Below are 24,893 nucleotides of genomic sequence, written 5' to 3'. Positions count from 1 at the left end.
GATCGTGGCGGTCAGCCGTTGTTGTAGGGGAAGAGCTGGAAGTAGGGCTGCGCCTCCTCGATCACCCTGACGAAGGCGGGGCGCTGCAGCAGGCGGTCATGGTAACGCTTCACCGCCGGATACTTGTCGCCGAACGGCTCGACCTTGTTGGCATAGAAGAGCGCCGGAGAGGCCGCGCAGTCGGCCATGGTGAAGGCATCGCCCATTGCCCAGGCCTTCGACTGCATCTCCTGCTCGACGATGGCGTAGGAATTGCGCAACTGGCCGCGCGCCTCTTCGACCCCGAACGGATCGGTCTTGTCCTGCGGCCGCAACCGGTCGCCGACGATCTTCTGCATCGGCTCCTGCACATAGAAATCATAGAAGCGATCGGCCTGGCGGATTGCCAGCGCCATGTCGATATCGGCGGGAACGAGCTCGACCGGCCCGGGATAGTGCGCGGCCAGATATTCGACGACGATTGTCGATTCCAGCACCGTGCGGTCGCGCGCATCGTCGCGCAGCGCCGGCATCTTGCCGGTCGGCGAAATCTTCAGGAAGGCCTCGCGCGAGTGGGCATCGCCGAGATCGACGATGACTGGCGTGAAGGGCGTGCTGTTCTCGTAAAGCGCGATCAGCGGCTTCCAGCAGAAAGAGGCCAGCGGATGGAAATGAAGCGTCAGGGACATTCTTTTCTCTTCTGTTTTGGCTTTTCTCGTCTGTTTCTGGTTCATCGGTGACCGGATGTTGCGTCAGGCCTGGTCCGTCAAGGCTCACCCGGGGAGTCTCAGTTGGATCGGATATGCGCGACAATGGCGGCGGCAATCGCCGGCCAGTCTTGTGGATGCAACTCGTGGCCGCCGCCTTCGACACGAAGCAGTTTAGCGCCGGCGACCGCCTTGGCCAGCGCCTCGCCATGCTCGACAGGAAAGATCGGATCCGTCGTGCCGTGGATGACCAGCAGCGGCGCCGTCATCTCGCGCAGGCGGCCGTTCCATTCATCACTCCCCTTGAGCAGGAAGTGATTGGTGGCGCTCAGGAAACCACCGGAACGGTCATAATCGCGTTCGATAAAGTCTCTCATTCCGGCCTCGTCGAAGGGATGCGCCGTGCTGGCGGTCGCCCTGATATACCGGACCATGAAATCGATCACCTGACCGCGATCCGACCAGTCGACACCAGCGCCCTCGGCCGAATGTTCGGCGTAAGCATCGCTCATATGCGGCAGATGCGAGGTGTCCATGCCCATCGGCGAGCTGCTGATCACGATCAGCGACGCGACACGGGCGGGATGCCTGAGCGCCACGCGTTGCGCAATCATCCCGCCCATCGACATGCCGGCGACATGCGCCTTGTCGATGCCATGGCTGTCGAGGACACCGATCGCATCATCGGTCATGTCGTCGAACGTGTAGGGCGGCTCGCCGGGCGGATATTTGGTCGAGCGGCCGGTATCGCGATTGTCGTAGCGGATCACGTAGAGGCCGGCATCGGCGAGTTTCCGGCAAAGCGCCTCCGGCCACCAGAGCATCGAGGCCATCGCGCCCATGATCAGCAGCAGCGGAGGATTTTCAGGGTCACCGAAAGCTTCGGATATGATCTCCGGGCGATTGATCGTCGTCATCGTATGGCCTCCCAATCCGCTTGCATTTTGCAATCGGTTGCACCATAATAAAACTGATATGATAATGCAACCGGTTTTGTGGAGAGAATCGAATGAGCCTCGATCGCCGGTCCGGCTGTCCGATCAACCTGTCGCTGGAAGTGTTCGGCGACCGCTGGAGCCTGATCATCCTTCGCGACATGATTTTCGGCGGCAGGCGCCATTTTCGCGAATTGCTCAATGGATCGATGGAAGGCATCGCCTCTAACATCCTCGCCGACCGGCTGAAGCGCCTGATGGAATTGGGCATGCTGACCAAGGCGGATGACCCCTCGCACAAGCAGAAGGCGATCTATAGCCTGACCGAGATGGCCATCACGCTGGTGCCGATCCTTGCCCATCTCGGCGCCTGGGGTCGTGTCTGGCTGCCGACCAGCGAGGAATTGTCGATCCGCGCCGAGCTTCTGGAAAAGGGCGGACCGCCGATGTGGGAAAAATTCATGGACGAGTTGCGCCATGAGCACCTCGGCAAACCGGCCGTCCCGACGGCCGGGCCATCCGTGCGGGCGACCCTGCAAGCGGCCTATGAGGCCGTCGTCGCCAGCAAGGCGCACGCCGCCAGCCCGGCCGCGTGACCAACTATTTTCCCCGTTGAGAGGTCGCCTCTGCTACAAGAGGCGGAAAACGCACTTTACGGGATTGGACAGGCTGTTGGTTGAGAACTCCAGGGATACGGCGCGCGCGCGCGCCGATCTGCGCTTCAAGAAGCAGGAAGAAGCAGCGACCGTCCGCCAGAAGGCGATGGCGGAATATGTCGCCGAGAGCGACGCCCGCAAGGCCAAGACCGACAAGCTGCGCGCGCTGCGGCTCGCCAAGGAAGCCGAAGACCTTGCCAACGCGCCGGCAGTGCCCGCCAAGAAGCCCGCCCGCGCCAAGAAAAAGTAACGCACGACACCGCCGGCAGCTTCGACCTGGTCTGAACCGGGCCATCGTCGATCGCGTATCGATACCATCTAGCTGCACGGCGCTGTCCATCACACCGCTTCACGAGAAGCAATTTCAACCGAAAGCGGGATTGCTTCATCCGGCTGGCGGCCGAAAATTGACTCATTTCAAAACAGGAGACTGCAATGACCGCACTGTCGCTGGAAAAAGCCAATGAGATCATCGCCACGGCCTTCGCCAAGGGCGCCGATCTCAAGCTCAAGCCGCTTGGCGTCTCGGTGCTCGATGCCGGTGGACATCTGGTCGCCTTCCAGCGCCAGGACGGCGCCTCGTTCCTGCGCCCGCAAATGTCGGCCGGCAAGGCCTATGGCGCGCTGGCCATCGGCATGGGTTCGCGCAAGGTCGAGGCCTTCGCCAAGGAGCGCCCGCATCTGGTGGCCGGCATCTCCGACGTGTCGGGCGGACGCGTGCTGCCGGTGGTCGGCGGCGTGCTGATCCGTGACAAGGCCGGTGCCATTATTGGCGCCGTCGGCATTTCCGGCGATACCTCGGACAATGACGAGGCGGCGGCCATCGCCGGCATCGAGGTAGCCGGCTTCACCGCCGATCCCGGCTGAGGCGCCGGCTCTAATTCAGGTTCCGGCTAATTCAGGTTGATGTCCCGGCTGGCCGACCGCATCGACACCGCGAATCCGGCCAGCACATCGAACAGCGCGATGATCATCAGCGTGAAGAAGATGGAGTGCGCCGCGCCCTTCACCAGCAGGAACTCGACCAGGAAGGCGACGAAGACCAGCGTCGACAGGAGATGGTCCATGATCGAAGCGCTGGTGGTGCGCGCCGACTTCACCATTTCGAGGAACAGGAAGATCAGCCCGATCAATATCATCAGGTCGCCGAGCGTCATCGAGAACACCCCGCCCGACATCATGCGGAACGAGAACACCTCACTCGCCCACGGATCGTCACCGCCGCCGAAAATTCCGAGCAGTCCGAGATTGTAGAGAATGAAAGGCACGATCAAGAGCGGGACGGCACCGAACATCTGGCGTCTCCATATGGGGGCATCTTCTGTAGAATGCGCCGCAGGCACGCCGTCAAGATTTTTCGTGCAAAGCCGCAAACACGGTCGAAGACCGGATGCAACAACCCTGTCAGCCGGTTGTCCGGCTGGCAGGGTTTCGGTTCTAGAGCATTTCACCGTTTCACGGAAACGGCGAACCGCTCTATCTCTTTGTTTTACGCAATTCCGGACGGAAAACCGTGTCACACTTTTCCTGGAATTGCTCTAGCGCTTGATTTTCAGTTCTGGCGCTTGAATTGACCAGCGCGAACGGCGGCACCGATGACATTGAGGATGATGTTGCCTGCCGTCATCGACGTGATCTCGTTGATATCGCGTGCCGGCGCGATCTCGACGATGTCGACGCCGACCACTTCTCCCTTGGCGAACAGCCCCTTGATCAGGTCGATCGTCTGGCGATAGGTGACGCCACCCGGCGACGGTCCCTCCACCGCCGGCATAACGGCCGGATCGAGACCGTCGGCGTCGATCGTGAGGTAGTAACGGCCGCCCTCGGGAATGCGCTCGAGCAGGGCCGCCGTGCCGATGTCCTGCCACTGGCCAGCGGTGATGATGTTGGAGCCGTAGGCGCGTGCCGCTTCGACTTCTTCCATTCGGGCGCTGCCCTGGCCGCGAATGCCGAGCTGGAAGATCGCGTCGATATGCGCCATTTCGGATGCCCGTCGGATCGGGCTGGAATAGCCTTCCTTGACGCCGTTGACATTGTCGCGCCAGTCGAGATGGGCATCGATCTGCACCAGCGTGATCGGCCCCTCGCCATCGAGCGCCCTGAAGATCGGGATCGGAATGCCGTGGTCGCCGCCGATGGTGATCGGCAGCGCGCCGGCGGCGCGTATCTTGCGGATCGCCGCCTCGGCTCTGGCGTAATGCCCGGTGGAATCGGATGCTTCGCCCGGCACGTCGCCGACATCGACCACCTTGACGTCCCGCCCGTCGAACAGGGTACCGCCAATGTCGAAATCATAGCGATCGAGCCCAAGGCTGATACGCTGCGAGGCACGCCGCACCGCGGTCGGCGCATTGGTCTGGTCGTTGATCGTCTCGTCGATCGTATAGGGCGCGCCGTAGGGCATGCCGATGATGACGACATCGGCGCTCAGCGTGTCGAGGTCCTCGACCAGCGGAAAGTCCAGGAATGTCTGGAAGACGGTGCGCGGCGTGACGGTCAGCTTGGACATGGGATCTCCTCTGTTGCCTCGCCTTCGTCATCACCCGCGGCTCGAGCGGTCGGGGTCTCGCGTGTTTCCAGCCACATGAAATGGTGGCGACGAAAGCGTTCAAACCTCGGTACAGCAAGGTCACTCCGGTGGGTATCGCCACCGACCGCCTTGCCTTTGGCATAGGTCATGCCGGCCCGGACGCCTGCAAACGCAAAAAGACCGGCCACTGGCCGGTCTTTTGGAACCAAAAACCTTGGGAAAAGCTGGTCTCAGCTTTCCTTGGGGGTCAGCACCTGGCGACCGCGATACATGCCGGTCTTCAGGTCGATGTGGTGCGGGCGGCGCATTTCGCCGGAATTCTTGTCCTCGACATAGGTCGGGGCCTTGAGGGCGTCGGCCGAGCGGCGCATGCCGCGCTTGGACGGAGAGGTTTTGCGTTTCGGAACGGCCATGGATATGCTCCACTACATGGTCAAAAGCCCCGCCCGCCCTCGTGAAAGGGCCATGTCGGGGCCTAAATCTGAGAAAGTCGGGTGCCTATACACGCCTGATGCTGTTTTGGCCAGCGCTGCCGTGAATTTTTTTGAGCAAGCCTACCGGAGACAACCGACATAGGCGCCGGAACGGCCGGCCCTGCGTTCGATCAGATTGGCAAGCCTTCTCAGGCCCGGTCCGGGCTTCGCCGGGTTGCGGGCGATCGGGTTTGGCAGTGTGACGGCCAGAAGTGCCGCCTGCCGTCTGGACAGCTGTTTTGCCGAAACGCCGAAATGGTGCTGCGCCGCAGCCTCGATGCCGTAGATGCCCGGCCCCCATTCGGCGATGTTGAGATAGATCTCCATGATGCGCCGTTTCGACATCACCGCGTCGAAGTAGACGGCCAGCGGCAGTTCGACGACCTTGCGCACCGAGCCTAGCGGCCGCGACCACAGGAAAAGGTTCTTCACCGTCTGCATGGTGATGGTCGAGGCACCGCGCGTCGCCTCGCCGGCCAGCGCGTCGTCGACGACGCCCCGGAGTTCGCCGAGATCGACGCCGCGGTGGAAGCAGAACTGCCCGTCCTCCGACATGATGACCGAATGGGCCAGCACCGGCGCAACATCGTCGATCGACACCCAGCGCCGGTCATAGCCGGAGAATGTCGTCAGGTCCTTCAGCATCAGCGTCGACACCGGATGCACGAAGGGTGGCAGGTAAAGAAAGGTCAGCACCACCGGGATAAGTGCCAGCACGGCGGCCACGACGATGCCGCGCCGGACCCAGCGCCTGAGACTGCGGCGGTTCACGCCGCGCGATCTCGGCGCCATGTCCAGCTTTTCGGTTTCATGATCGACGATCGGTTCCGCCAAGCCGCCCAACCCGTGCTTCTCCCTCCCCCGGCATAATGGCGCTTGCCTTCTTGCGCAACGTCTGAGTGTCGGCTACCGCTCCCGGCCATGACGAATGACGACGAAATGGCGTTCGAAATGGCGCTCATCAGGCGGGCGGCCGCCGTCGAGGTGCTGCTGCGGCGGCTGCTCGACGACCGTCCGCTTACGGGTGAGATCGCGCGGCCCGGCCGTCTGATGGCGGCGATGCGCCATGGCGTGCTGAACGGCGGCAAGCGCCTGCGTCCTTTCCTGGTGATGGAAAGCGCGGCGCTTTTTTCAGCCGATGGCGAAGCGGCGCTGCGCGTCGCCGCGGCACTTGAATGCGTCCACTGCTATTCGCTGATCCATGACGACCTGCCTGCGATGGACGACGACGATATGCGCCGTGGCCAGCCGACCGTGCACAGGGCCTTCGACGAGGCGACCGCGATCCTGGCTGGCGATGCCTTGCTGACACTGGCCTTCGACATCATTGCCGGCGAGGCAACCGTGCTGCCGGCCGAGCGGCGGGCTGCCCTTGTGCTGGCGCTCGCCCGCGCCGCCGGGGCCGGCGGCATGGTCGGCGGCCAGACGCTCGACCTCGAAGCCGAGCGCACGCCGCCGGACGAAGCCGGCATCATCCGGCTGCAGGCGATGAAGACCGGCGCGCTGATCCGCTTCGCCTGCGAGGCGGGCGCCATCATCGCCGGCGCTCCGGCCGAAGACCGCGAGCGGCTGGCCGAATTCGGCTCGGCCGTCGGCCTTGCCTTCCAGCTTGCCGATGACCTGCTCGACCTGACGGCCGACGCCAGCCAGATGGGCAAAGCCACCGGCAAGGACGCCGCCGCCGGCAAGGCAACGTTGGTGGCGCTGCACGGGACGAACTGGGCGCGCAGCCAGTTGCACGGGCTTGTCGAGCAGGCGCACGCATTGCTCGAACCCTATGGCGAGAACGCAGCCTTGCTGAAGGCCGCCGCCACATTCGTCGCGACGCGGAACAACTGACGGGCGGCCTCCAATATCGGGACCGCATGGCGAGAACCAACGGAGATCAGCGTAGATGTCATCCAATCTGTTCGATCTCGCCGGGCGCAGGGCGCTGGTAACCGGCTCCTCGCAAGGCATCGGGTTTGCTTTGGCCAAAGGGCTGCGCCAAGCCGGCGCCGTGGTGATCCTCAACGGCCGTGACGCGGAAAAGCTCGACGCCGCGGCAGCGCAGATCGGCGGAGCGGAAACGCTCGCCTTTGACGCCACCGACCACGGCGCGGTCCGTTCCGCGATCGACAGTTTCGAGCTGTCCGGCGGGCCGATCGACATATTGGTGAACAATGCCGGCATGCAGTTCCGCACGCCGCTCGAGGACTTTCCCGCCGACGCGTTCGAACGCCTGCTGCAGACCAATGTCGCCAGCGTCTTCCATGTCGGCCAGGCCGTCGCCCGGCACATGATCCGTCGCGGGCGCGGCAAGATCATCAACATCGCCAGCGTCCAGACGGCGCTTGCCCGCCCCGGCATCGCGCCCTACACGGCGACCAAAGGCGCGGTCGGCAATTTGACCAAGGGCATGGCGACGGACTGGGCTAGGTTCGGCCTGCAATGCAACGCCATCGCGCCCGGCTATTTCGACACGCCGCTGAATGCCGCGCTGGTCGCCGATCCGGCATTCACCGAATGGCTTGAAAAGCGCACGCCGGCCGGCCGCTGGGGCAAGGTCGAGGAGCTGGTCGGGGCCTGTGTCTTCCTCGCCTCCGATGCCTCGTCCTTTGTCAACGGCCATATCCTCTATGTCGATGGCGGCATCACGGCATCGATCTGATCTCGCTTCTCCGTTGTCGAGCAACTCGCCGGTCCGCGCGAACGAAATCTTAATGTAAATGAAGCGTAATCCCGACCATTAAAATAATGCGTATGTGTTGGGGTTGCGCATGCCGGAATATTCTTCCTTCATCCGATTGGTCCGGATTCGTTATCTTTCAGGATTGTTGGCCTTCGCGCTGGCTTCGGCCATCATCATTTTCGCGCTCAATCGCGTCAATTCCTTCCGCCATGAGGTCGATGCGCTGAGCGCCAATCTCGTGATCTTCACCCGCGACCTGCGCAACGCAACCAGCTTCTCCGAGACAACCAGCTCCGCCTGGCGGGCAGAAACGCGCGATGCCCTGACCACCGCGGCGCGTGGCCATTCGGAGCGCCTGACCGGCGAGATCGAAACGCTGAGCGCGCAGCTCGCCGCGATTCGGTCGCGCCTGTCCGCCGGGACCCTCAACGAGCTCGAAGCGGCCTCCGTCAACGGCGACCTGTTCTGGTCGCCGCGCGACATGGTGCGCAACTTCAACTTGATGTCGGTGGCGCAAAAGACCGACGAATGGAGTTCCCGCGAAATCCGCAACCAGAACGATCTGTTCGTCCAGCCCATGCTGGTCCGCGTGCGCACCGCCATGGATGAAGAGCGTCACCTGGCCGATGTCGCCAGCGACCGCTTGCTGCTCTGGGCGAGCGGGCTTTTGTTCGCGGTCCTGGCCGTCGTCGCCTTCTGGATCTTCCGGCCGATGGAACAGGCGATCCGCCGGGCCTTTGCCCAGTCGGCGGAATCCCTGTTCAAGGCCGAGGCCGCCGACCGCGCCAAGTCGGAATTCCTGGCCAATATGAGCCACGAGATCCGCACGCCGATGAACGGCGTGCTCGGCATGGCCGAACTCCTCGCCAAGACCGAACTGACCGCTCGCCAGAAGACCTTCACCGACGTCATCGTCAAATCGGGCAACGCGCTGCTCACCATCATCAACGACATTCTCGATTTCTCCAAGATCAATGCCGGTCAGTTGACGCTGGACCCCGCCCCCTTCCGCCTTGCCGAAGCGGTCGAGGACGTGGCGACGCTGGTATCGGCGCGCGTCGCCGAAAAGAACCTCGAGCTGATCGTGCGCGTCGACCCGCGCCTGCCGACCTATGTCGTCGGTGACGCCGGCCGGTTCCGGCAGATCGTCACCAACCTGGTCGGCAATGCGGTGAAGTTCACCGAGAAGGGCCATGTGCTGATCGATGTCGGCGGCGAGACCGTCAACGGCGTCGTCCAGCTCAAGCTGCGTGTCGAGGACACCGGCATCGGCATCCCGGCCGAGAAGCTGCAGAACGTGTTCGAGAAATTCGCCCAGGTCGACGGATCGTCGACCCGCCGCCACGAAGGCACCGGCCTCGGACTTGCCATCGCCGCCCGTCTCGTCGACCTGATGGCCGGCAAGATCGGCGTCGAGAGCGAGATCGGCCGCGGTTCGGTGTTCTGGTTCGCGGTGCCGCTGCCCCTTCACACTGCGCAGGCGCGCGACGAGATCGTGCCGGTGGACGTCACCGGCGCCCGCGTGCTGGTCATCGACGACAATCCGGTCAACCGCGAGATCCTGCTCGAACAGCTGAGGAGCTGGAGCTTCGACTGCGCCGCCGCCGAAAGCGGCGCGGTGGGACTGGCCTTCCTCGACCGTGCCTACCAGCTGGGTGCCGCCGTCGACTGCATCATCCTCGACTACCAGATGCCCGGCATGAACGGTGCCGACGTCGCGCGGGCCATTGCCGCCGACAGCCGGCTGTCGGCCATCCCTATCGTCATCCTGACCTCGGTCGACCAGGTCGATTTCGGCAAGATGATCATCGACTTCGGCATTGCCGCGCATCTGACCAAGCCGGCGCGCTCCGCGGTTCTGCTCGGCACCGTCATCTCGGTCATCCAGAAGGCCCGCTCCCAGGTCGGCAAGGCGCAATTCACGCGCGAGCCTGTCCAGCCTCAGCCCCAGCCGGCACCGCTTCCCTTCACCGTCATTCGTGGCCCCGCCTTGCCCGTGGTCCCGGCGCCGGAATCGACCGCCACGCCGAACGGGCCGATCGACATCCTCATTGCCGAGGACAATGACGTGAACCAGCTTGTGTTCGGCCAGATCCTCAACGGCCTGGGCCTGAGCTACCGCATCGCCGGCAATGGCCGCACGGCGGTCGAGATGTACCGGTCGCTGCGTCCCAGGCTGATCCTGATGGATGTCTCGATGCCCGAGATGAACGGCTACGAAGCGACCCGCGCCATCCGGGCGATCGAGACCTCTTCGGGCGGCCACATCCCGATCATCGGCGTCACCGCGCATGCGCTGAAGGGCGACCGGGACAAATGCATCGAGGCCGGCATGGACGACTATCTGCCCAAGCCGGTTTCACCCGATCGCCTCGGCGCCAAGATCGGCACATGGCTGAGTGAGACGGTGGTGGCCAAGACGGCCTGAGCACCCTGCATCGACGCCTTAGACGGCTGCGTCCACGTGAAAGCGGCGCATCCAGTCCAGGCTCGTCTCGTCGGAGAGCTTTGCGACGCCTGGCCGCACCGCCTCGGCGTCAGGCGCTTGAACGCCCAGGGCTTCGCAGATGGTTAGCAATGCCGCGGCCGGATCGGCGGAAAGGCGCTCATAGCCTATCCGCAATGGGGTGACGCCCTGTTTTGCGAACCATGTGTTCCAGGCCGCGTCATACGCTTCAAGCTCGGTGAGCTCGCCCTTGATCCGCTGGAAATCATACCGAGCTTGCCCGGGAACTCCGACCCTCTCGATCTCGGTTCCGTCGGGCGCGACATGCCAAAGGCCGGTCTGCTGCGCCTTGACCAGCGAGACAGCCTGCGCCAGCTTGTCCTCGCGCGACAGGTGTATGTAGAGGACATGGCCAAAGGCCTTTTCGAAACGCGCTGTGTCCGCCGCAAGCCCCGGAAAAATCCGGTTGAGGATCGCCGAAAGTTCATCCAGGTTTTCGCGCATCAGGCGCAGGCCGAAGATATCTGTCCCGCCCTTCCCTGCAGCGATTGCCGCATCGAGATAGGCAGTGTCGAATTCGAGTTCACCCATCGTCTCGCGGGCCGGCAGTTTCCACTCCTGCGCCCACTCCGTCACATCCTGCCGCCGGTAGAAGGAGTGAGGATCGCCTGATGCCCCGGTGGAGGCCAGCAGCTTGCACAGCAGAGTGCTGCCGGTTCTCGGCGTGCCGCAGATAATGTAGGCGTCGAACATGTGGCTGCCCCAGTCCTGTTTGAGGCAGGGCAAGCCCGGCCAATCGATCGCCGCCTATAGTCGAAATTGTTGCTGGATGCGACGGGCGCATTCCAGCGGCGTCAGCACGCTGGTGTCGACTTCGAGGTCGTAGCGTATTCCCTTGTGCACACGTCCATATTGCCAACGTGCCAGGCCGGGCAGCCGGTCGGCCCGCTGGGCTTCGCGGGCTTCCAGAACGTCCAGTGGCGCCATGACACCGACCCGATGGAGATCGAAGGCCGACAGCAGTTCGACATATTCCGATATTTCGCCGTTGCACAGCACGTCGTCGACGATGAGGTTGTTGCCTTGCCCGGCCATGGCGGCAACGGCATGGCGCATGCCGCGCAGGGTCCGCGCACCGATCGGTCCAGTCCTGATCACGACCGAAGGCTTGCCCTCCTGCCGGATGGTTTCATAGGAAAAGCCATCGGCATGGTCCTGCAAGGCATCGGGCAGCATCGCGACGAAACTGTCCATCTGGACATGCAGGAATGGTTCGGCAGTGATCTGCTGCAGCGCCCTGGCGATCGAGGATTTGCCGGCACTGCCGACGCCGTTGAGCAGAACGATCCTGGCTGGCAATTTCAACCGCCTCCTTCAGTCCTGTCGGCTATCGGTTGCGCACCACCACGCAGGCTCCGCCGACGCTCTGCAGTTTCTGGCAGATGACATTGGCATCGGCGCGGTCATTCACCCCGATCCTGACGGCATAGATGCCGCGCCGGCCGATCGGCGTGCGCACCCGGCTCACCACCGGATCATGGCCGCTGAGCAGGGCCGGGAAACGGCCTCTCACCCGCAGCCACTGGCCGATCGCCGCGCTGCGGCGGAAATTGCCCGCCACCTGGACGCCCCACGGCTTGACGTTGATCGAGGCCATCGCCACGGTCCTCGACATGATCACCGGCAGCTTGCGGCAGGCGGCGGCAAAATCCGTCTTTGCGTCGAGAGGCGCGATCTTGCCGGCATAGGCGCGGTCGGTGAACTTGTCGACCGGCTCGCCCATGACGTCGAAGACATAGCTCTCGGTCTCCATCGGCAGGAAGCCGCCTGAACCCAGCCAGCGCGACACCCGGCTTTCGCCGGCATTGTAGGCGGCCGCCGCCAGGCCGAGATTGCCGTAGCTGACTTTCATTTCGGCCAGGTACTTCGCCGACGCCGGGATCGCCTGGTTGATGTCGAAGGAATTGGCGAGCCCGCGCATCTTGGCGGTGCCCGGCATGAACTGGGCGATGCCTTCGGCGCCGACGGGGCTGACCGCGTTGGGATCGAACCTGCTTTCCTTCCAGATCAGCCGGGCGAAGAAATCCCGGGGCAGCCCGTTCTGGTCGGCATGGGCCTGGATCAGGTTGCAGACCTTGTCGATCAGCCTTTGCTTGGCCGATTGCGGCGGGTCGGCCTGAACCAGCGTCGACCAGGCCAGCCCGCACAGGGAAATCAGCGCCACCCAGAGGAAACGCTGCATTGCCCTACTCTGCCGCGGCCTTGCCGCCGCGACCGAACCTCTGCTCGATATAGTCGGCGACCATTTTCTCGAAATCCGATGCGATCGACGGCCCCCGCAGCGTCGCCGCCTTCTTGCCGTCGACGAAGACGGGAGCCGTCGGCGTTTCACCGGTGCCGGGCAGCGATATGCCGATATCGGCATGCTTGGATTCACCCGGACCGTTGACGATGCAGCCCATCACCGCGACCTTGAGGTTCTCGACACCGGGATATTTTTCACGCCACACCGGCATGTTCTTGCGCAGGTCCGCCTGGATGTTCTGGGCGAGTTCCTGGAACACGGTGGAGGTGGTCCGGCCGCAGCCGGGGCAAGCGGCGACGATCGGCACGAACTGCCGGAAGCCCATGGTCTGCAGCAACTCCTGCGACACCTGCACCTCACGCGTGCGGTCGCCATTCGGCTCCGGTGTCAGCGAGATGCGGATGGTGTCGCCGATGCCTTGCTGCAAGAGGATGCCCATCGCGGCGGACGAGGCGACGATGCCTTTCGAACCCATGCCGGCTTCGGTCAGGCCGAGGTGCAGCGCGTGGTTGGAGCGGGTGGCAAGTTCGGTATAGACCGCGATCAGGTCCTGCACGCCGCTGACCTTGGCCGACAGGATGATCTTCTCGCGCCCGAGGCCGATCTCTTCGGCCATCTCGGCCGACAGGATCGCCGACTGCACGATCGCCTCGCGGGTGACTTCCTGCGCGGTCAGCGGAAAACCCTTGTCCTGGTTGTCGTCCATCAGCTGGGTCAAAAGCTCCTGGTCGAGCGAGCCCCAATTGACGCCGATGCGCACCGGCTTGTCGTGTTTGATCGCCATTTCGACGATGTCAGTGAACTGCCGGTCCTTCTTGTCCTTAAAGCCGACATTGCCCGGATTGATGCGGTATTTGGCCAGCGCCTCGGCGCAGGCCGGATGGTCGGCCAGGAGCTTGTGGCCGATATAGTGGAAGTCGCCGACCAGCGGCACGTTGATGCCAAGCCGCAGCAAGCGCTCGTGAATACGCGGCACGGCGGCCGCGCTCTCGTCCCGGTCGACGGTGATGCGCACGATCTCGGAGCCGGCGCGGTGCAGTGCCGCGACCTGCGCGACCGTCTGGTCGATGTCGGCTGTATCGGTGTTGGTCATCGACTGCACGACGACCGGCGCGCCGCCGCCGACGACCACGCCGCCGACATCGACGCCGACCGAGGTGCGGCGAGGGAAGGGAAAGGAAAAATATCCGGTCATGCCGGCAGCCTTTTGTCTCTGAAGCCCCATGCGTCCACTTGGACACACGAACGCTCCCCGGGGCCGATACGCTGAAGTTCGGGCATGAGGTGGATGAGCAAAGATGGCTTGTCAATGGCGACAGGTCGCCACTGGCAGCAATTGATCCCCGCCGGGGACCTGAAACGGTCCACGACCCGGGGTCAAAAAGTGAGACCGGTAGAGATATTAGCTGCGGCTCATGGTGGAGCGGTGAAAACCAAAACTCACACCGGCGGCGCTTGCCGCCGGCAAGGAAAACCGCAACTAACGAGCGGCTATATCAGGTGAGCGTCAATGCGTGGTCGCCCTCAGTTTTTCAATCTCGTCCTTGAGTGCCAGCTTGCGTCGCTTGAGATTCACGATTTCGAGGTCGTCCACCGACGGGTGGTTCATCGCGTCATCGATCTCGCGTTCGATGTCGCCGTGTTTCCGCTGCAACTCATCAAGATGGGATGCAAGAGACATGATTGGTTCTCCCTTTCATGGTTTCCTCGATTGCAGCCGTCAAAGGCACGTCCACCGCAGGTCGCTTCTGTGACGGCACAATGACACTGTGCCACCTTCCGGCTGGGATGTCGAATGCTGCGTGGTAGCATTCCACGACAATGTGAAATGTGATATGGCCTGCGCGCCGGTGGCAGAAATTGCCGCCCCCGCCCAATCAGGCCCAGTTTTGGGCGCCGCAGACGTGCAGACGGTAGAGAATGTCCGATCAGGAACAGGCCGATATTCGCCTCGAATTTTCCCGGCTGAAGCAGGAACACGCCGATTTCGACGCGGCGATCAACGCGATGATCGCCATGGGTTGCGATCCGCTGCAAATCCAGCGCATGAAGAAGAAGAAACTGGTCCTCAAGGATCGGCTGATGGCGTTGGAAGACAAGATCATCCCCGACATCATCGCTTGAGCCGCGGGCACCAAGCGTCCTCCATCATGCTTCGCCTATCCGGCGATCGATAGCCTGGCGGCGCGCTCGCGCAGCAGGCCGATGAGGCTGGCGGTCCGCTCATCGGTGGTATCGATGGGAACCACCAGGCACATCGTCGCCTCGACCTTGCCCGGCGATGAAAAGACCGGCACGGCAAGGCATTTCGTATAGGCATCGACCAGCCCCGAAGTGACGCAGTAGCCGGTGACCCGCGCCTTGGCGATGTCGGCGACGAAATCGTCGAGCTTGAGCTTGCGTCCGTCGGGCAGCACGAGATCGTCGTCCGATACCATGGCTTCGATCGCGGCCCTGTCCAGCCCCGCCAGCAGCAGCCGCCCCGAAGCGGTCCACGGCAGCGGTATCTGCAGGCCGGTGGCCGAACTGATGCGGAACGGCCTGGTACCCGGGCTCGCGTGCACGATGGTGTAGCGGCCGCTTTGCAGCATACACAGTTCCGAGGTCTCGCCGGTCTCGCGCGACAGATTGTCGACCTCCTGGCGCCCTCGCCGCATCAGGTCGTTGCCGCGCACATAATCCATCCCGTAGAGGTAGAGCTTCTTGCCGAAATAGACGCGGTTGCCGTCGCCTTCCATTTCCAGCAGGCCGGCGTCGACCAGCGACCGCACCAGCGTGTAGGTTGTCGAGCGCGGTGCGTTCACCCCCTTGGCAAGGTCGCCGATGCCGATGGCGCGCTGCGTCGTATGAAGAAACTCCAGGATTTCGAGCACCCGGTTGAGACCCTTTTCCCGGGAGCCCGAGATCTTCTCGCCGGCTGAAACCGCCAGGGCATTGCCATCTTGCATTGTCGATTCCTGATGTTAGTATCTGTCTTGTACAGGATACATACGTCTCTTGTAAGAGACAATCGCTGTGAAAACAATGACGTGTCTTGCCTGTGCATAGGGGAACACAACACGAAAGGAGGTCGCCGTGAACGACACATCCGGAAGACGTGATTTTCTGAAATTGGGAATGGCGGGACTGGCGACGGCCGGCGTTTTGGCAACCGTCGATGCCCAGAAGGCCGCCGCCCAGGCAGCGTCCGACAGCTTGCTGCGCACCGTGCTCGATCGCGGCAAGCTCATCGTCGGCACCGGCAGCACCAACGCGCCCTGGCATTTCGAGAACGATGCCGGCGAGTTGGTCGGCATGGACATCACCATGGGGCGCATCCTGGCCAAGGGCCTTTTCGACGATCCGACCAAGGTCGAGTTCGTCATGCAGGATCCGGCGCAGCGCATTCCCAACGTCACCACCAATAAGGTCGACATCACCATCCAGTTCATGACGATGACGGCGCAGCGCTCGCAGCTGATCAACTTCACCAGGCCGTATTACGTCGAAGGCGTCGCCTTGCTGACGCTTCCCAACGCCGAGAACAAGACCTTCGACAAATTGCTTGCCGGCGGTTCGGCGACGCGCATCTCGATCCTGCAGAACGTCGATGCGGAAACTTCGGTCCATTATGCCTTGCCGCAGGCGCAGGTGATGCAGATCGACACCCAGGCCAACGTGCTGCAAGCCTTGGAGTCCAAGCGTGTCGATGCGGCCGCGGTCGATCTCTCCACCGTGCGCTGGCTCGCCTCGCGCAATCCCGACAAATATTTCGATGCCGGCAAAAGCTGGTACTCGATGCTCTATGGCGCGGCCCTGCGGCAAGGCGATCTCGACTGGCTGACCTTCGTCGACCAGACCTTCACCATCGCCATGTTCGGCCATGAATCAGCGCTCTACGACGCTGCCTTCAAGGACTATTTCGGCCAGGAGCCGCCGGCGCGCCACCCCGGCTTCCCGGTCATCTGACCCAGCAGGCGGAGGGGCGGCATTCGCCCTTCCGCTCTCTTCCGACGCCCTTCACACCGAGGCGGACGCATGGGCTATGCCCTCAATTTCAACCTGATCTGGCGGCATTTCGACAAGCTCTGGGGCGGACTGCTGCTCAGCCTCGAGCTTGCCGTCATCTCGATCGCCATCGGCGTCGTCATCGGGCTGGTGCTCGCGGTCTGGTATGTCTCGGCCGGACGCGTGGTGCGGGCGGTGATCGCCGCCTATGTCGAGTTCATCCGCAACGTGCCGCTGATCCTGCTGGTCTATCTCGTCTTCTACGGCTTGCCGACCGTGGTCGACCTCGCCTACAGCGCGCCGACATCGTTCGTCCTGACGCTGTCGGTCTATAGCGGCGCCTATCTGGTCGAGGTGTTTCGCTCGGGCCTCGAAGCCGTCCCGCGCGGCCAGCTCGATGCCGGCAAGGCGATCGGCCTGACGCCATGGCAGAGGCTGCTGCATGTGCGCCTGCCGACCATGCTGCGCATCACGCTGCCGGCGCTGTCCAACACCTTCATTTCGCTGTTCAAGGACACTTCGATCGCCTCGGTCATCTCGGTGCCGGAGCTCACCTACGGCGCCCAGTGGATCAACTTCAACACCTTCCGCATCGTCGAGGTCTATCTGGTCACCACGGCGATGTATCTGGTCACCGGCTACGCCCTGCTTTTCGCGCTCAGGCTCGTCGAGCGCCGGTTCAGGGCGGCGCGCTGACATGCTGGGCCAGATCTTCTACGCCTTGCCGTTCCTCGCCGAAGGCTTCGCCGTGACCTTGTGGGTGTCACTGCTGGTCGTCGTCCTGTCGCTCATCGCCGGTGTCCTGCTGGGGGTCGGCCTGGTCTATGGCCCCACTCCGTTGCGCTGGGCGGTGCGCATCTTCTCGGACACCATCCGCGGGATTCCGATCCTGGTGCTGATGTTCTTCGTCTATTACGGCCTGCCGGCGATCGGGCTGCACCTGCCATCGTTCTGGGCCGCTGTGTTCGCGCTCACCTTGTTCAAGACGGCGCAAGTGGTGGAATATGTGCGCGGCGCCGTCGGCTCCATCCCCCAGGGCCAGTCCGAAGCGGCGATGGCGATCGGGCTGACCTTCCGCCAGCGACTGGCCTACGTCATCTTCCCGCAGGCCTTCCGGCGCTTCCTGCCGCCGTGGATCAACGGCGTCACCGACGCGGTCAAGGGCAGCGCGCTGGTGTCGCTGCTCGGCATCACCGACCTGATGCAGGCCATCAACCAGGTCATCGGCCGCACCTATGAGGCAATGCCGCTCTATATACTGGGCGCGCTCATCTACTTCGCGGTCAACTACGCGCTCTCGCTCGCCAGCCGGCGGCTCGAACGGCGCTTCTCCTTCATCCGGGAATAGCACGATGTCCGAAGCCTCAACCGCCAGCCCCGCGCTGCTCGACGTGCGCGATGTCTCCAAGGCCTTCGGCGCCGTCGAGGTGTTGCGTTCCGTCAGCCTTGAGGTCAAGCGCGGCGAGGTGGTCACCGTCATCGGCCCCTCCGGCAGCGGCAAGACCACGCTGCTGCGCTGCGTCAACTTCCTGGAGAGCTACGACAGCGGCTCGATCCGCATCGACGGCAAGGAGGTCGGCTACCGCGAGGCCGCAACGCGCCAGCGCCGCAGCGAACGCGACTTGGCCAGTATGCGCGCCGAGACCGGCATGGTGTTCCAGAGCTTCAACCTGTTTCCGCATTTGACGGCGGCCGGCAATATCATGCTCGGGCTCACCAAGGTGCGGGGAAAGAGCGAGGCCGAGGCGCGCCAGGCGGCCGAACACTGGCTCGGCCGCGTTGGTTTGGCCCACAAGGCCGACAGCCTGCCGGCCGAGCTCTCCGGCGGCCAGCAGCAGCGCGTCGGCATCGCGCGCGCCGTGGCCATGGAGCCGAAGATCCTGCTGCTTGACGAGATCACCTCCGCGCTCGACCCCGAACTGGTCGGCGAGGTGCTGGCCGTGGTGCGCAGCCTCGCCGAGGATGGCATGACCATGCTGATGGTGACGCACGAAATGGCCTTTGCCCGCGACGCATCGAGCCGCATCGTCTTCATGGCCGATGGTGGCGTCAGCGCTGTTGGTCCGCCCAAGGAAATCCTCGCGGCGGAGACCAGCAACGAGCGCCTCCGCACCTTCCTGGCGCGCTTCCGCGCCTCGCATTTCTGACACCGGACGGCCGACACCGCCCATTTTTTGAATATCGGATGGCTGAAGCCATCCAAGGGAGCCTTCTTCCATGACGCCTTACATCCGGCTCGCCGAACTCGGCCTGAAGCTGCCCGAGCCGCCGACGCCCATTGCCAACTTCGTCACCCATGCAGAGAGCGGCCGGCTGATCTTCCTCTCCGGCCAGGGACCGCTGCGCGCCGACGGCACGCTTTGCACCGGCAAGGTCGGCGAGGACGTGACGGTCGAGCAGGCGTATGAGCATGCACGTCTCACCGGGCTCAACCTGCTCGCCGTCATGCATGCCGCCGCCGGCGACCTCGGCCGCATCGTGCGCGTCGTCAAGCTGCTCGGCTTCGTCAACGCGACCCCGACCTTCAGCGACCATCCGAAGGTGGTCAACGGCTGCTCGGACCTGTTCGCCGATGTCTTCGACAAGATCGGCGGCCATGCGCGGTCGGCGATCGGCGTCGGCTCGCTGCCTGGAAACATCACTGTCGAAATCGAGGCGGTCGTCGAGATCGCCGCAGCCTGATTTGTCACTCACGGGACCTGCTGACATGAAAACCTATTCCGACACCGGCTCCAACACCACCATCCGCGAACGGCTGGGCTTGCGGCCGATCATCAACGTCTCCGGCACAATGACCGCGCTGGGCGCATCGATCATCGTTCCCGAAGCGATCAGCGCCATGGCCGAAATGGCTTCGCAATGGGTGGAGATGGACGATCTGCAGCGTGCCGCGAGCACGGTCGTCGCGCGCCTCACCGGCGGCGAGGCCGGCTTCATCACCGCCTGCTGCGCCAGCGGCATCACCATGGCGATCGCCGGCGCCATGACGGGCACCAGCCTTCTCGCCATCGAGCGCCTGCCTGACGACACCGGCGACCTCAAGTCGGAGGTCGTTATCCAGCTCGGCCACATCGTCAATTACGGCGCGCCGATCGACCAGTCGGTCCGCGTCGCCGGCGCCAAAGTGATCCCTGCCGGCACGGTCAGCGTCACGCAGCACTATCACGTGCGCGAAGCGATCAACGAGCGCACGGCGGCTGCCCTCTACGTAGTCGCCCACCACACCGTGCAGTACGGCATGCTGTCGCTGGAGGAATTCTGCGATATCTGCCACGCTAAGGGCGTGCCGGTGATTGTCGATGCCGCTTCCGAATATGATCTGCGCGGCTTCCTGGCGCGCGGCGCCGACGTCGTCATCTACAGCGGCCACAAATTCCTCTCAGGCCCGACCAGCGGCATCGTCACCGGACGCAAGGACCTGGTGCGATCAGCCTATCTGCAGAACCGAGGCGTCGCGCGCGCCATGAAGGTCGGCAAGGAGAGCATCGCCGGCACCATGGCGGCGCTGGAAGCCTGGGAAAAGCGCGACCACGCCGGCATCCGCCGCCGCGAGGAGGCTGCGCTCAACCTCTGGTTGGACGCTTTACAGGGACTGCCGGGCATCTTTGCCAACATCATCCCCGATCCGACCGCCAATCCGCTCGACCGGCTGCAGATCTTCGTCTCAGCCGAAAGCCGGTTCAGTGCCGCCGGTCTCGCTTCGACGCTCGCGGCAGGCTCGCCGCCGATCATCGTGCGCAATCACGAGGTCGAGCGCGGCCATTTCTTCCTCGACCCCTGCAACCTGCATCCCGGCGAGGCGGAGATCGTCGCCGAACGGCTGCGCGCTGTACTGACCGCGAAGGATCGTCCCGCCGATGCGATGAAAGCCGCCCGCAAGGATTCGTCCGGCGTCTTGCGCTGGCCGGATTGAACGCGGAACCAGCATCGACCGGCTAAATCAGGCTGATCACGCGACTGTGAACAGCCTGATTTGCGCGCTGCGGGAATAAACCCCAGCCGCAACAAGTCTCCTTGTCATACGCCACTGCTGGCGTTGAGGAGATCGGCATGTCCTATCATCGCGAGCCCGGCGAACACGGCTGCGGCTACAGCCGTCGCCATGTGTTGGAGCGCATGATGGTCACCGATCTCTCCCCCGTGACGCTTGACACCGGTGACGCAGATGAATTCACTTCCAGCAAGGCAGGCGCCCTTGCCTGTTCCCAGGGGTTTTACCCCTGCGAGCAAGGCAAACTCGCTGTCGCGTCCTGAGGCGGCACGCCCGGTCTTGTCCGGAGTATCGGATCATGGTGCTGCTTTGAGCGAGAGGGCGCTGGCGGAACGCTTCAACGAGGTGGTGCTGCCGCATCTTGGCGACGCGCTGGCACTTGCCCGCTGGCTGACCGGCAATGCGGCCGATGCCGAGGACGTCGTGCAGGACGCTTGCATCAAGGCGCATGCCGGGATCGCAGGCTATGCCGGCGGCAATTCCCGCGCCTGGCTGCTGACCATCGTGCGCAACGCCTCCTACACCTGGATGGCGCGCAACCGGCCGCGCGGCATGATGGCCGTCGGCGATCTCGGCGATCTCGACGACATGGCCGCCGCGCACGGCACCAGCCTGCCGGACGAGGATGGCCCGGAGGCAAGCCTGATCGCCAGGGCCGATACAGCGGCACTCGAGGCTGCAATCGCCGCCCTGCCGCAGCCGTTTCGCGAAACGCTGGTGCTGCGCGACATCAATGGCCTGAGCTATCGCGAGATAGCGGCTATGCTTGCCGTGCCGATCGGTACAGTGATGTCCAGGCTGGCCCGTGCTCGCGGCCTGCTGGCGTCTGAACTGGGGAGAGCGTCATGACACACGACGACGGACTGCCCAATGATCCCGAAGGTATCAGACTGATGATCCATGCCCTTGCCGATGGCGAACTCGACGCGGCCGCCGCACTTGCCGTGGAGCGGCGCATCGCCGCCGACCCGCGGCTTGCCGCCGAGCATGCCCGTATCATGGCCTTGCGGGGAGCGGTGAGCCGCTTGCCGCGCCCCGATGTCAGCGATGCCTTTCGAGCCCGCATCGCGGCGATCGGCATGGCCGGCACCGAACAGCAGGAGCAGGCCGGGGCGACGGAGCCGCAGCGTGGCGTGCCGTCGGCGCTGCCAGGGTTGATTGCGGGCGCGGGCGGCGGCCAGCGCCGGGAAGCCGGGACACGGCCTTCCCAGGCGCGGCCATCGCCAAGGGCGCGCCGTTTCGGCTCGTTCGACTGGCGCGCCATGGCCGCGTCGATCATGGTCAGCGCCGTGCTGGCCAGCGGGGCGACGCAATGGCTGATGTTCAACGGCGCGGAAGATGGCTTTGCTGCGGCGGTCGCCAGCGGCCACCGCCGCAGCCTGCTTGCCGCGAGCCCGATCGACATCGTCTCGTCCGACCGCCATACGGTCAAGCCGTGGCTCGATGCCCGGATCGGCGTCTCGCCGCCGGCGCCCGATCTTGCCCAGGACGGGTTCGCGCTGATCGGCGGCCGGGTCGAGATGATATCGGGCCGGCCGGTGCCGGCACTGGTCTACCGGCACCGCGAGCACCTGATCACGCTGGTCGCCGAGCCGCAGCAAGGCGGCAAGACCATCCAGCCGGACGACCTTTCGTCGGGCGGCTTCTCGATGGTCCACTGGAGCGATGGCGCCTTCTCCTACTGGGCGATCTCCGACATGGAGCGGCCCGAGCTCGACGACTTCGTCGCCCGCTTCCGCAAGGCTGCGGTGTGAGCCAATACGCGGCCACTTCGGCTGCGTATCCTTGCCGTGGCGCCCGAATTCCGCTAAGGCGCGCCTTTGTCGCCGGGAGCATTAGCTTGAACGATCAACGCGCCGACGTCGCCATCATCATGGGCAGCCAGTCCGACTGGGCGACCATGCGCCAGGCCGCCGAAACGCTGGACGCGCTGGGCGTTCCGCACACGCGGCTGATCATCTCCGCGCATCGCACGCCCGACCGGCTCTACGAATTCGCCAAGGGCGCCAAGGCTGCCGGCTACAAGGTGATCATCGCCGGCGCCGGTGGGGCCGCTCATCTGCCGGGCATGACGGCGGCGATGACGCCGCTGCCGGTGTTCGGCGTACCGGTGGAATCGAAGGCGCTGTCCGGACAGGATTCGCTGCTTTCCATCGTCCAGATGCCCGCCGGCATTCCGGTGGGGACGCTGGCCATCGGCAAGGCTGGTGCGGCCAACGCCGCCCTGCTGGCCGCTGCCGTGCTGGCGCTGAACGACGACAAGCTTGCCCAGCGGCTCGATGCCTGGCGCGCCTCGCAGACCGCCAAGGTCGCGACTGAGCCGACGGACACGCCGTGAGCCTGCCCGCCGGATCGACCATCGGCATCATTGGCGGCGGCCAACTCGGCCGCATGCTGGCGATGTCAGCCGCCCGCCTCGGCTACCGCACCGTGGTGCTGGAGCCGCAAGCGGATTGTCCCGCCGCGCAAGTCGCCAACCGGCAGATAATGGCCGCCTATGACGATCCGGCGGCCCTTGCCGAACTGGCAGCGGCAAGTGCCGTCGTCACCTACGAGTTCGAGAACGTTCCGGTTGCCGCCGCAGGCGCTCTTGCCGCCAAAGTGCCGGTCTACCCGCCGCCACGCGCCCTCGAAGTGGCGCAGGATCGGGTGGGCGAGAAGACGTTCATCAATGACATCGGCATTGCCACGGCTGATTTCCGCCCCGTCGACACTGACGACGAACTGACGGCGGCGCTGAAGGCATTCGGCGGCAGCGGCATCCTGAAGACGCGACGCATGGGTTATGACGGCAAGGGCCAGCGCGTCTTCCGCAACATGGAAACCGGCGGTTTTGCCGGCACCTGCGAGGCGATGGGCAATGTCCCGCTGATTCTGGAAAGCTTCGTGCCGTTCGAGCGCGAGATATCCGTGATCGCGGCGCGTGGACTGGACGGAACCGTGGCTGCCTACGACCCGGCCGAGAATGTCCACCGCGACGGCATCCTCCACACCTCGACCTTGCCGGCCGCGATCAGGCCTGAAACTGCGCAGGCGGCGCGAGCGGCGGCGGCAAAAATCCTATCGGCGCTCGACTATGTCGGCGTCATCGGCGTCGAGTTCTTCGTGCTGGCCGACGGCTCGCTGCTGGCCAACGAGATCGCCCCGCGCGTCCACAATTCCGGCCATTGGACCGAAGCCGCCTGCACCGTCTCGCAGTTCGAGCAGCACATCCGCGCCGTCGCCGGCCTGCCGCTGGGGGACCCGAAGCGTCATTCCGATTGCGTGATGGAGAACCTGATCGGCGATGACGTGCTGCGTGTCCCCGAACTGCTCGCCGAGCCCGATCTGATGCTGCATCTCTATGGCAAGGCCGAGGCGCGCCCAGGCCGCAAGATGGGCCATTTCACCCGCATCAGCCGCCGTACTTAACTTCGAAACGGGCCTATTGCACCTCGTCGCTGTCCTCGTCGGGGCTGGCGCAACTGACATCGCCTTCCTCGCAATTGGCCGCGGCGGCGAGTTGCCTAGTGCGATCATCGGTCAGCCTGGTGAGGCATTGCGAAACCGCCATCGCGTGAATGGAACCGCCTGCGCTGGCGGCTGTGGAGTGTGCGCACTCGGCGTCGCGGAAGGCGATCCAGGCACGCTGTGCCGCCTGCAGCAATCTCTTGCCGTCGGCATCGTCCGAGCTGATCAGGTCCTGGTAGGCCGCATTGAGCCTGGCGTCGGCGGCCTGGTAATCCTCGCCGGCACAGATATTCATCATTTGCTGGCTGTCGTCCGAGCGGTCGCATTCCTGCGCCCGGACAATCGAGGTTCCGGCCAGCAGGACAAGGCAGGCGGACAGGAAAATTCGGCGCATGGTCATCCCCCAAATCACGTCACGGCTGGCCGATCATTCCAGCCGGGCCACGACCATGCAATGCCGCTGGGCCGACATGGCGGATATTTGATGATAAGGCGGAGTGGAGCACGCTTGCGGTTGACACGGACAAGGCTCCTCGTTTATGAGCCACCCACAGTTCAAAGGCGCGTCTTCTGGCGCGCCTTAAAATTTCGACCCGGGACCGGGTCCACACCGACAGGCAAGACCATGAAGATCAAGAATTCGCTCAAGGCGTTGAAGGCGCGTCACCGCGACAACCAGCTGGTTCGCCGCAAAGGCCGCGTCTACATCATCAACAAGACCGCCCCCCGCTACAAGGCGCGCCAGGGCTGAGTTTTCGGC

The 24,893-nt window shown here is 64.1% G+C and carries 32 protein-coding genes; 19 read left to right on the top strand and 13 right to left on the bottom strand.

All coding sequences use genetic code 11. From position 1 onward, the window contains the following. Window positions 1-11 precede the first annotated feature (11 nt). Both MESOP_RS06930 and MESOP_RS06925 read right to left on the bottom strand, forming a co-directional pair. Entirely contained in the window at window positions 12-668 is a 657-nt protein-coding gene (locus tag MESOP_RS06930) for a glutathione S-transferase family protein (protein WP_013892614.1), read from the bottom strand. 98 nt (window positions 669-766) lie between these two features. Further along, on the bottom strand, window positions 767-1,603 hold the full coding sequence (locus MESOP_RS06925) for an alpha/beta fold hydrolase (RefSeq protein WP_013892613.1): 837 nt from the start codon (window positions 1,601-1,603) through the stop codon (window positions 767-769). 92 nt (window positions 1,604-1,695) lie between these two features. Here MESOP_RS06925 and MESOP_RS06920 point away from each other — a divergent pair, with 92 nt between their 5' ends. The 3 genes from MESOP_RS06920 (at window position 1,696) to MESOP_RS06910 (ending at window position 3,144) form a co-directional block, all read left to right on the top strand. Beyond that, window positions 1,696-2,217, top strand: coding sequence for a winged helix-turn-helix transcriptional regulator (locus MESOP_RS06920; RefSeq protein WP_013892612.1), 522 nt, complete (start codon window positions 1,696-1,698; stop codon window positions 2,215-2,217). Between the two features lie 76 nt (window positions 2,218-2,293). Then, a complete protein-coding gene (locus MESOP_RS06915; RefSeq protein WP_013892611.1) occupies window positions 2,294-2,527 on the top strand; it encodes a hypothetical protein in 234 nt (77 codons plus the stop codon). 185 nt (window positions 2,528-2,712) lie between these two features. After that, window positions 2,713-3,144: a GlcG/HbpS family heme-binding protein gene (locus MESOP_RS06910; RefSeq protein WP_013892610.1), complete on the top strand. Its 432-nt coding sequence runs from the start codon at window positions 2,713-2,715 to the stop codon at window positions 3,142-3,144. A 26-nt stretch (window positions 3,145-3,170) separates the two neighbouring features. Here MESOP_RS06910 and MESOP_RS06905 read toward each other — a convergent pair whose 3' ends face one another. From MESOP_RS06905 to MESOP_RS06890, 4 genes are all read right to left on the bottom strand, one after another. Then, complete coding sequence (locus tag MESOP_RS06905; protein WP_013892609.1) at window positions 3,171-3,572, bottom strand: hypothetical protein; 402 nt, start codon at window positions 3,570-3,572, stop codon at window positions 3,171-3,173. A 257-nt stretch (window positions 3,573-3,829) separates the two neighbouring features. Next, window positions 3,830-4,789: an agmatinase gene (locus tag MESOP_RS06900; RefSeq protein ID WP_013892608.1), complete on the bottom strand. Its 960-nt coding sequence runs from the start codon at window positions 4,787-4,789 to the stop codon at window positions 3,830-3,832. A 251-nt stretch (window positions 4,790-5,040) separates the two neighbouring features. Next, complete coding sequence (gene rpmF / locus MESOP_RS06895; protein WP_008834724.1) at window positions 5,041-5,223, bottom strand: 50S ribosomal protein L32; 183 nt, start codon at window positions 5,221-5,223, stop codon at window positions 5,041-5,043. Between the two features lie 141 nt (window positions 5,224-5,364). Further along, window positions 5,365-6,126 (bottom strand): biosynthetic peptidoglycan transglycosylase, encoded by a 762-nt coding sequence (locus MESOP_RS06890; protein ID WP_013892607.1) that lies wholly within the window; start codon window positions 6,124-6,126, stop codon window positions 5,365-5,367. Between the two features lie 78 nt (window positions 6,127-6,204). On the opposite strand from MESOP_RS06890, the gene MESOP_RS06885 reads away from it, so the two are divergent. From MESOP_RS06885 to MESOP_RS06875, 3 genes are all read left to right on the top strand, one after another. Beyond that, window positions 6,205-7,122 (top strand): polyprenyl synthetase family protein, encoded by a 918-nt coding sequence (locus MESOP_RS06885; protein ID WP_013892606.1) that lies wholly within the window; start codon window positions 6,205-6,207, stop codon window positions 7,120-7,122. A gap of 55 nt (window positions 7,123-7,177) precedes the next feature. Beyond that, entirely contained in the window at window positions 7,178-7,933 is a 756-nt protein-coding gene (locus tag MESOP_RS06880) for an SDR family oxidoreductase (RefSeq protein WP_013892605.1), read from the top strand. A gap of 109 nt (window positions 7,934-8,042) precedes the next feature. Then, window positions 8,043-10,382: a response regulator gene (locus MESOP_RS06875; protein ID WP_013892604.1), complete on the top strand. Its 2,340-nt coding sequence runs from the start codon at window positions 8,043-8,045 to the stop codon at window positions 10,380-10,382. A gap of 18 nt (window positions 10,383-10,400) precedes the next feature. Here MESOP_RS06875 and MESOP_RS06870 read toward each other — a convergent pair whose 3' ends face one another. From MESOP_RS06870 to MESOP_RS33410, 5 genes are all read right to left on the bottom strand, one after another. Beyond that, the gene (locus MESOP_RS06870; RefSeq protein ID WP_013892603.1) at window positions 10,401-11,153 is read right to left on the bottom strand and encodes a Stf0 family sulfotransferase; all 753 of its coding nucleotides are present in this window, start codon (window positions 11,151-11,153) and stop codon (window positions 10,401-10,403) included. Window positions 11,154-11,207: 54 nt separating this feature from the next. Further along, on the bottom strand, window positions 11,208-11,759 hold the full coding sequence (locus MESOP_RS06865) for a chloramphenicol phosphotransferase CPT family protein (protein WP_013892602.1): 552 nt from the start codon (window positions 11,757-11,759) through the stop codon (window positions 11,208-11,210). Window positions 11,760-11,787: 28 nt separating this feature from the next. After that, the gene (locus MESOP_RS06860) at window positions 11,788-12,642 is read right to left on the bottom strand and encodes a lytic transglycosylase domain-containing protein (RefSeq protein ID WP_013892601.1); all 855 of its coding nucleotides are present in this window, start codon (window positions 12,640-12,642) and stop codon (window positions 11,788-11,790) included. Between the two features lie 4 nt (window positions 12,643-12,646). After that, complete coding sequence (gene ispG / locus MESOP_RS06855; protein WP_013892600.1) at window positions 12,647-13,900, bottom strand: flavodoxin-dependent (E)-4-hydroxy-3-methylbut-2-enyl-diphosphate synthase; 1,254 nt, start codon at window positions 13,898-13,900, stop codon at window positions 12,647-12,649. A gap of 312 nt (window positions 13,901-14,212) precedes the next feature. Further along, window positions 14,213-14,386, bottom strand: a complete 174-nt coding sequence (locus MESOP_RS33410; protein WP_013892599.1) for a YdcH family protein — start codon at window positions 14,384-14,386, stop codon at window positions 14,213-14,215. Between the two features lie 239 nt (window positions 14,387-14,625). Here MESOP_RS33410 and MESOP_RS06850 point away from each other — a divergent pair, with 239 nt between their 5' ends. Next, window positions 14,626-14,829: a YdcH family protein gene (locus MESOP_RS06850; RefSeq protein WP_013892598.1), complete on the top strand. Its 204-nt coding sequence runs from the start codon at window positions 14,626-14,628 to the stop codon at window positions 14,827-14,829. A gap of 35 nt (window positions 14,830-14,864) precedes the next feature. On the opposite strand, the gene MESOP_RS06845 is transcribed toward MESOP_RS06850, so the two are convergent. After that, a complete protein-coding gene (locus MESOP_RS06845) occupies window positions 14,865-15,653 on the bottom strand; it encodes an IclR family transcriptional regulator (protein ID WP_013892597.1) in 789 nt (262 codons plus the stop codon). 169 nt (window positions 15,654-15,822) lie between these two features. On the opposite strand from MESOP_RS06845, the gene MESOP_RS06840 reads away from it, so the two are divergent. From MESOP_RS06840 to MESOP_RS06790, 11 genes are all read left to right on the top strand, one after another. Further along, complete coding sequence (locus MESOP_RS06840) at window positions 15,823-16,653, top strand: transporter substrate-binding protein (protein ID WP_174324795.1); 831 nt, start codon at window positions 15,823-15,825, stop codon at window positions 16,651-16,653. 69 nt (window positions 16,654-16,722) lie between these two features. Beyond that, a complete protein-coding gene (locus MESOP_RS06835; RefSeq protein WP_013892595.1) occupies window positions 16,723-17,388 on the top strand; it encodes an amino acid ABC transporter permease in 666 nt (221 codons plus the stop codon). A 1-nt stretch (window position 17,389) separates the two neighbouring features. Continuing rightward, window positions 17,390-18,040, top strand: coding sequence for an amino acid ABC transporter permease (locus MESOP_RS06830; protein WP_013892594.1), 651 nt, complete (start codon window positions 17,390-17,392; stop codon window positions 18,038-18,040). Between the two features lie 4 nt (window positions 18,041-18,044). Beyond that, window positions 18,045-18,839 carry an amino acid ABC transporter ATP-binding protein gene (locus MESOP_RS06825; RefSeq protein WP_013892593.1) on the top strand — a complete coding sequence of 265 codons (795 nt, stop codon included), beginning with the start codon at window positions 18,045-18,047 and terminating at the stop codon, window positions 18,837-18,839. Window positions 18,840-18,909: 70 nt separating this feature from the next. Then, window positions 18,910-19,374 (top strand): RidA family protein, encoded by a 465-nt coding sequence (locus tag MESOP_RS06820; protein WP_013892592.1) that lies wholly within the window; start codon window positions 18,910-18,912, stop codon window positions 19,372-19,374. Window positions 19,375-19,399: 25 nt separating this feature from the next. Further along, window positions 19,400-20,605, top strand: a complete 1,206-nt coding sequence (locus MESOP_RS06815; RefSeq protein WP_013892591.1) for an aminotransferase class V-fold PLP-dependent enzyme — start codon at window positions 19,400-19,402, stop codon at window positions 20,603-20,605. A gap of 137 nt (window positions 20,606-20,742) precedes the next feature. Next, window positions 20,743-20,946 carry a hypothetical protein gene (locus MESOP_RS06810; protein ID WP_013892590.1) on the top strand — a complete coding sequence of 68 codons (204 nt, stop codon included), beginning with the start codon at window positions 20,743-20,745 and terminating at the stop codon, window positions 20,944-20,946. A 46-nt stretch (window positions 20,947-20,992) separates the two neighbouring features. Continuing rightward, window positions 20,993-21,532, top strand: a complete 540-nt coding sequence (locus MESOP_RS06805; protein WP_041164020.1) for a sigma-70 family RNA polymerase sigma factor — start codon at window positions 20,993-20,995, stop codon at window positions 21,530-21,532. After that, window positions 21,529-22,437: an anti-sigma factor family protein gene (locus tag MESOP_RS06800; protein ID WP_013892588.1), complete on the top strand. Its 909-nt coding sequence runs from the start codon at window positions 21,529-21,531 to the stop codon at window positions 22,435-22,437. Before MESOP_RS06805 ends, MESOP_RS06800 begins: the two co-directional genes overlap by 4 nt. Window positions 22,438-22,523: 86 nt before the next feature. Then, the gene (purE, locus tag MESOP_RS06795) at window positions 22,524-23,021 is read left to right on the top strand and encodes a 5-(carboxyamino)imidazole ribonucleotide mutase (protein ID WP_013892587.1); all 498 of its coding nucleotides are present in this window, start codon (window positions 22,524-22,526) and stop codon (window positions 23,019-23,021) included. Then, a complete protein-coding gene (locus MESOP_RS06790) occupies window positions 23,018-24,094 on the top strand; it encodes a 5-(carboxyamino)imidazole ribonucleotide synthase (protein WP_013892586.1) in 1,077 nt (358 codons plus the stop codon). Before purE ends, MESOP_RS06790 begins: the two co-directional genes overlap by 4 nt. 13 nt (window positions 24,095-24,107) lie before the next feature. On the opposite strand, the gene MESOP_RS06785 is transcribed toward MESOP_RS06790, so the two are convergent. Then, the gene (locus tag MESOP_RS06785; RefSeq protein ID WP_013892585.1) at window positions 24,108-24,527 is read right to left on the bottom strand and encodes a lysozyme inhibitor LprI family protein; all 420 of its coding nucleotides are present in this window, start codon (window positions 24,525-24,527) and stop codon (window positions 24,108-24,110) included. Between the two features lie 231 nt (window positions 24,528-24,758). Here MESOP_RS06785 and ykgO point away from each other — a divergent pair, with 231 nt between their 5' ends. Further along, a complete protein-coding gene (ykgO, locus tag MESOP_RS06780) occupies window positions 24,759-24,884 on the top strand; it encodes a type B 50S ribosomal protein L36 (RefSeq protein WP_006327841.1) in 126 nt (41 codons plus the stop codon). The last annotated feature ends 9 nt before the right edge of the window (window positions 24,885-24,893 follow it).

Origin of the sequence: Mesorhizobium opportunistum WSM2075, from assembly GCF_000176035.2 — a bacterium.
Lineage (GTDB): Bacteria > Pseudomonadota > Alphaproteobacteria > Rhizobiales > Rhizobiaceae > Mesorhizobium > Mesorhizobium opportunistum.
This window is presented reverse-complemented; position numbering and strand designations above follow the sequence as displayed.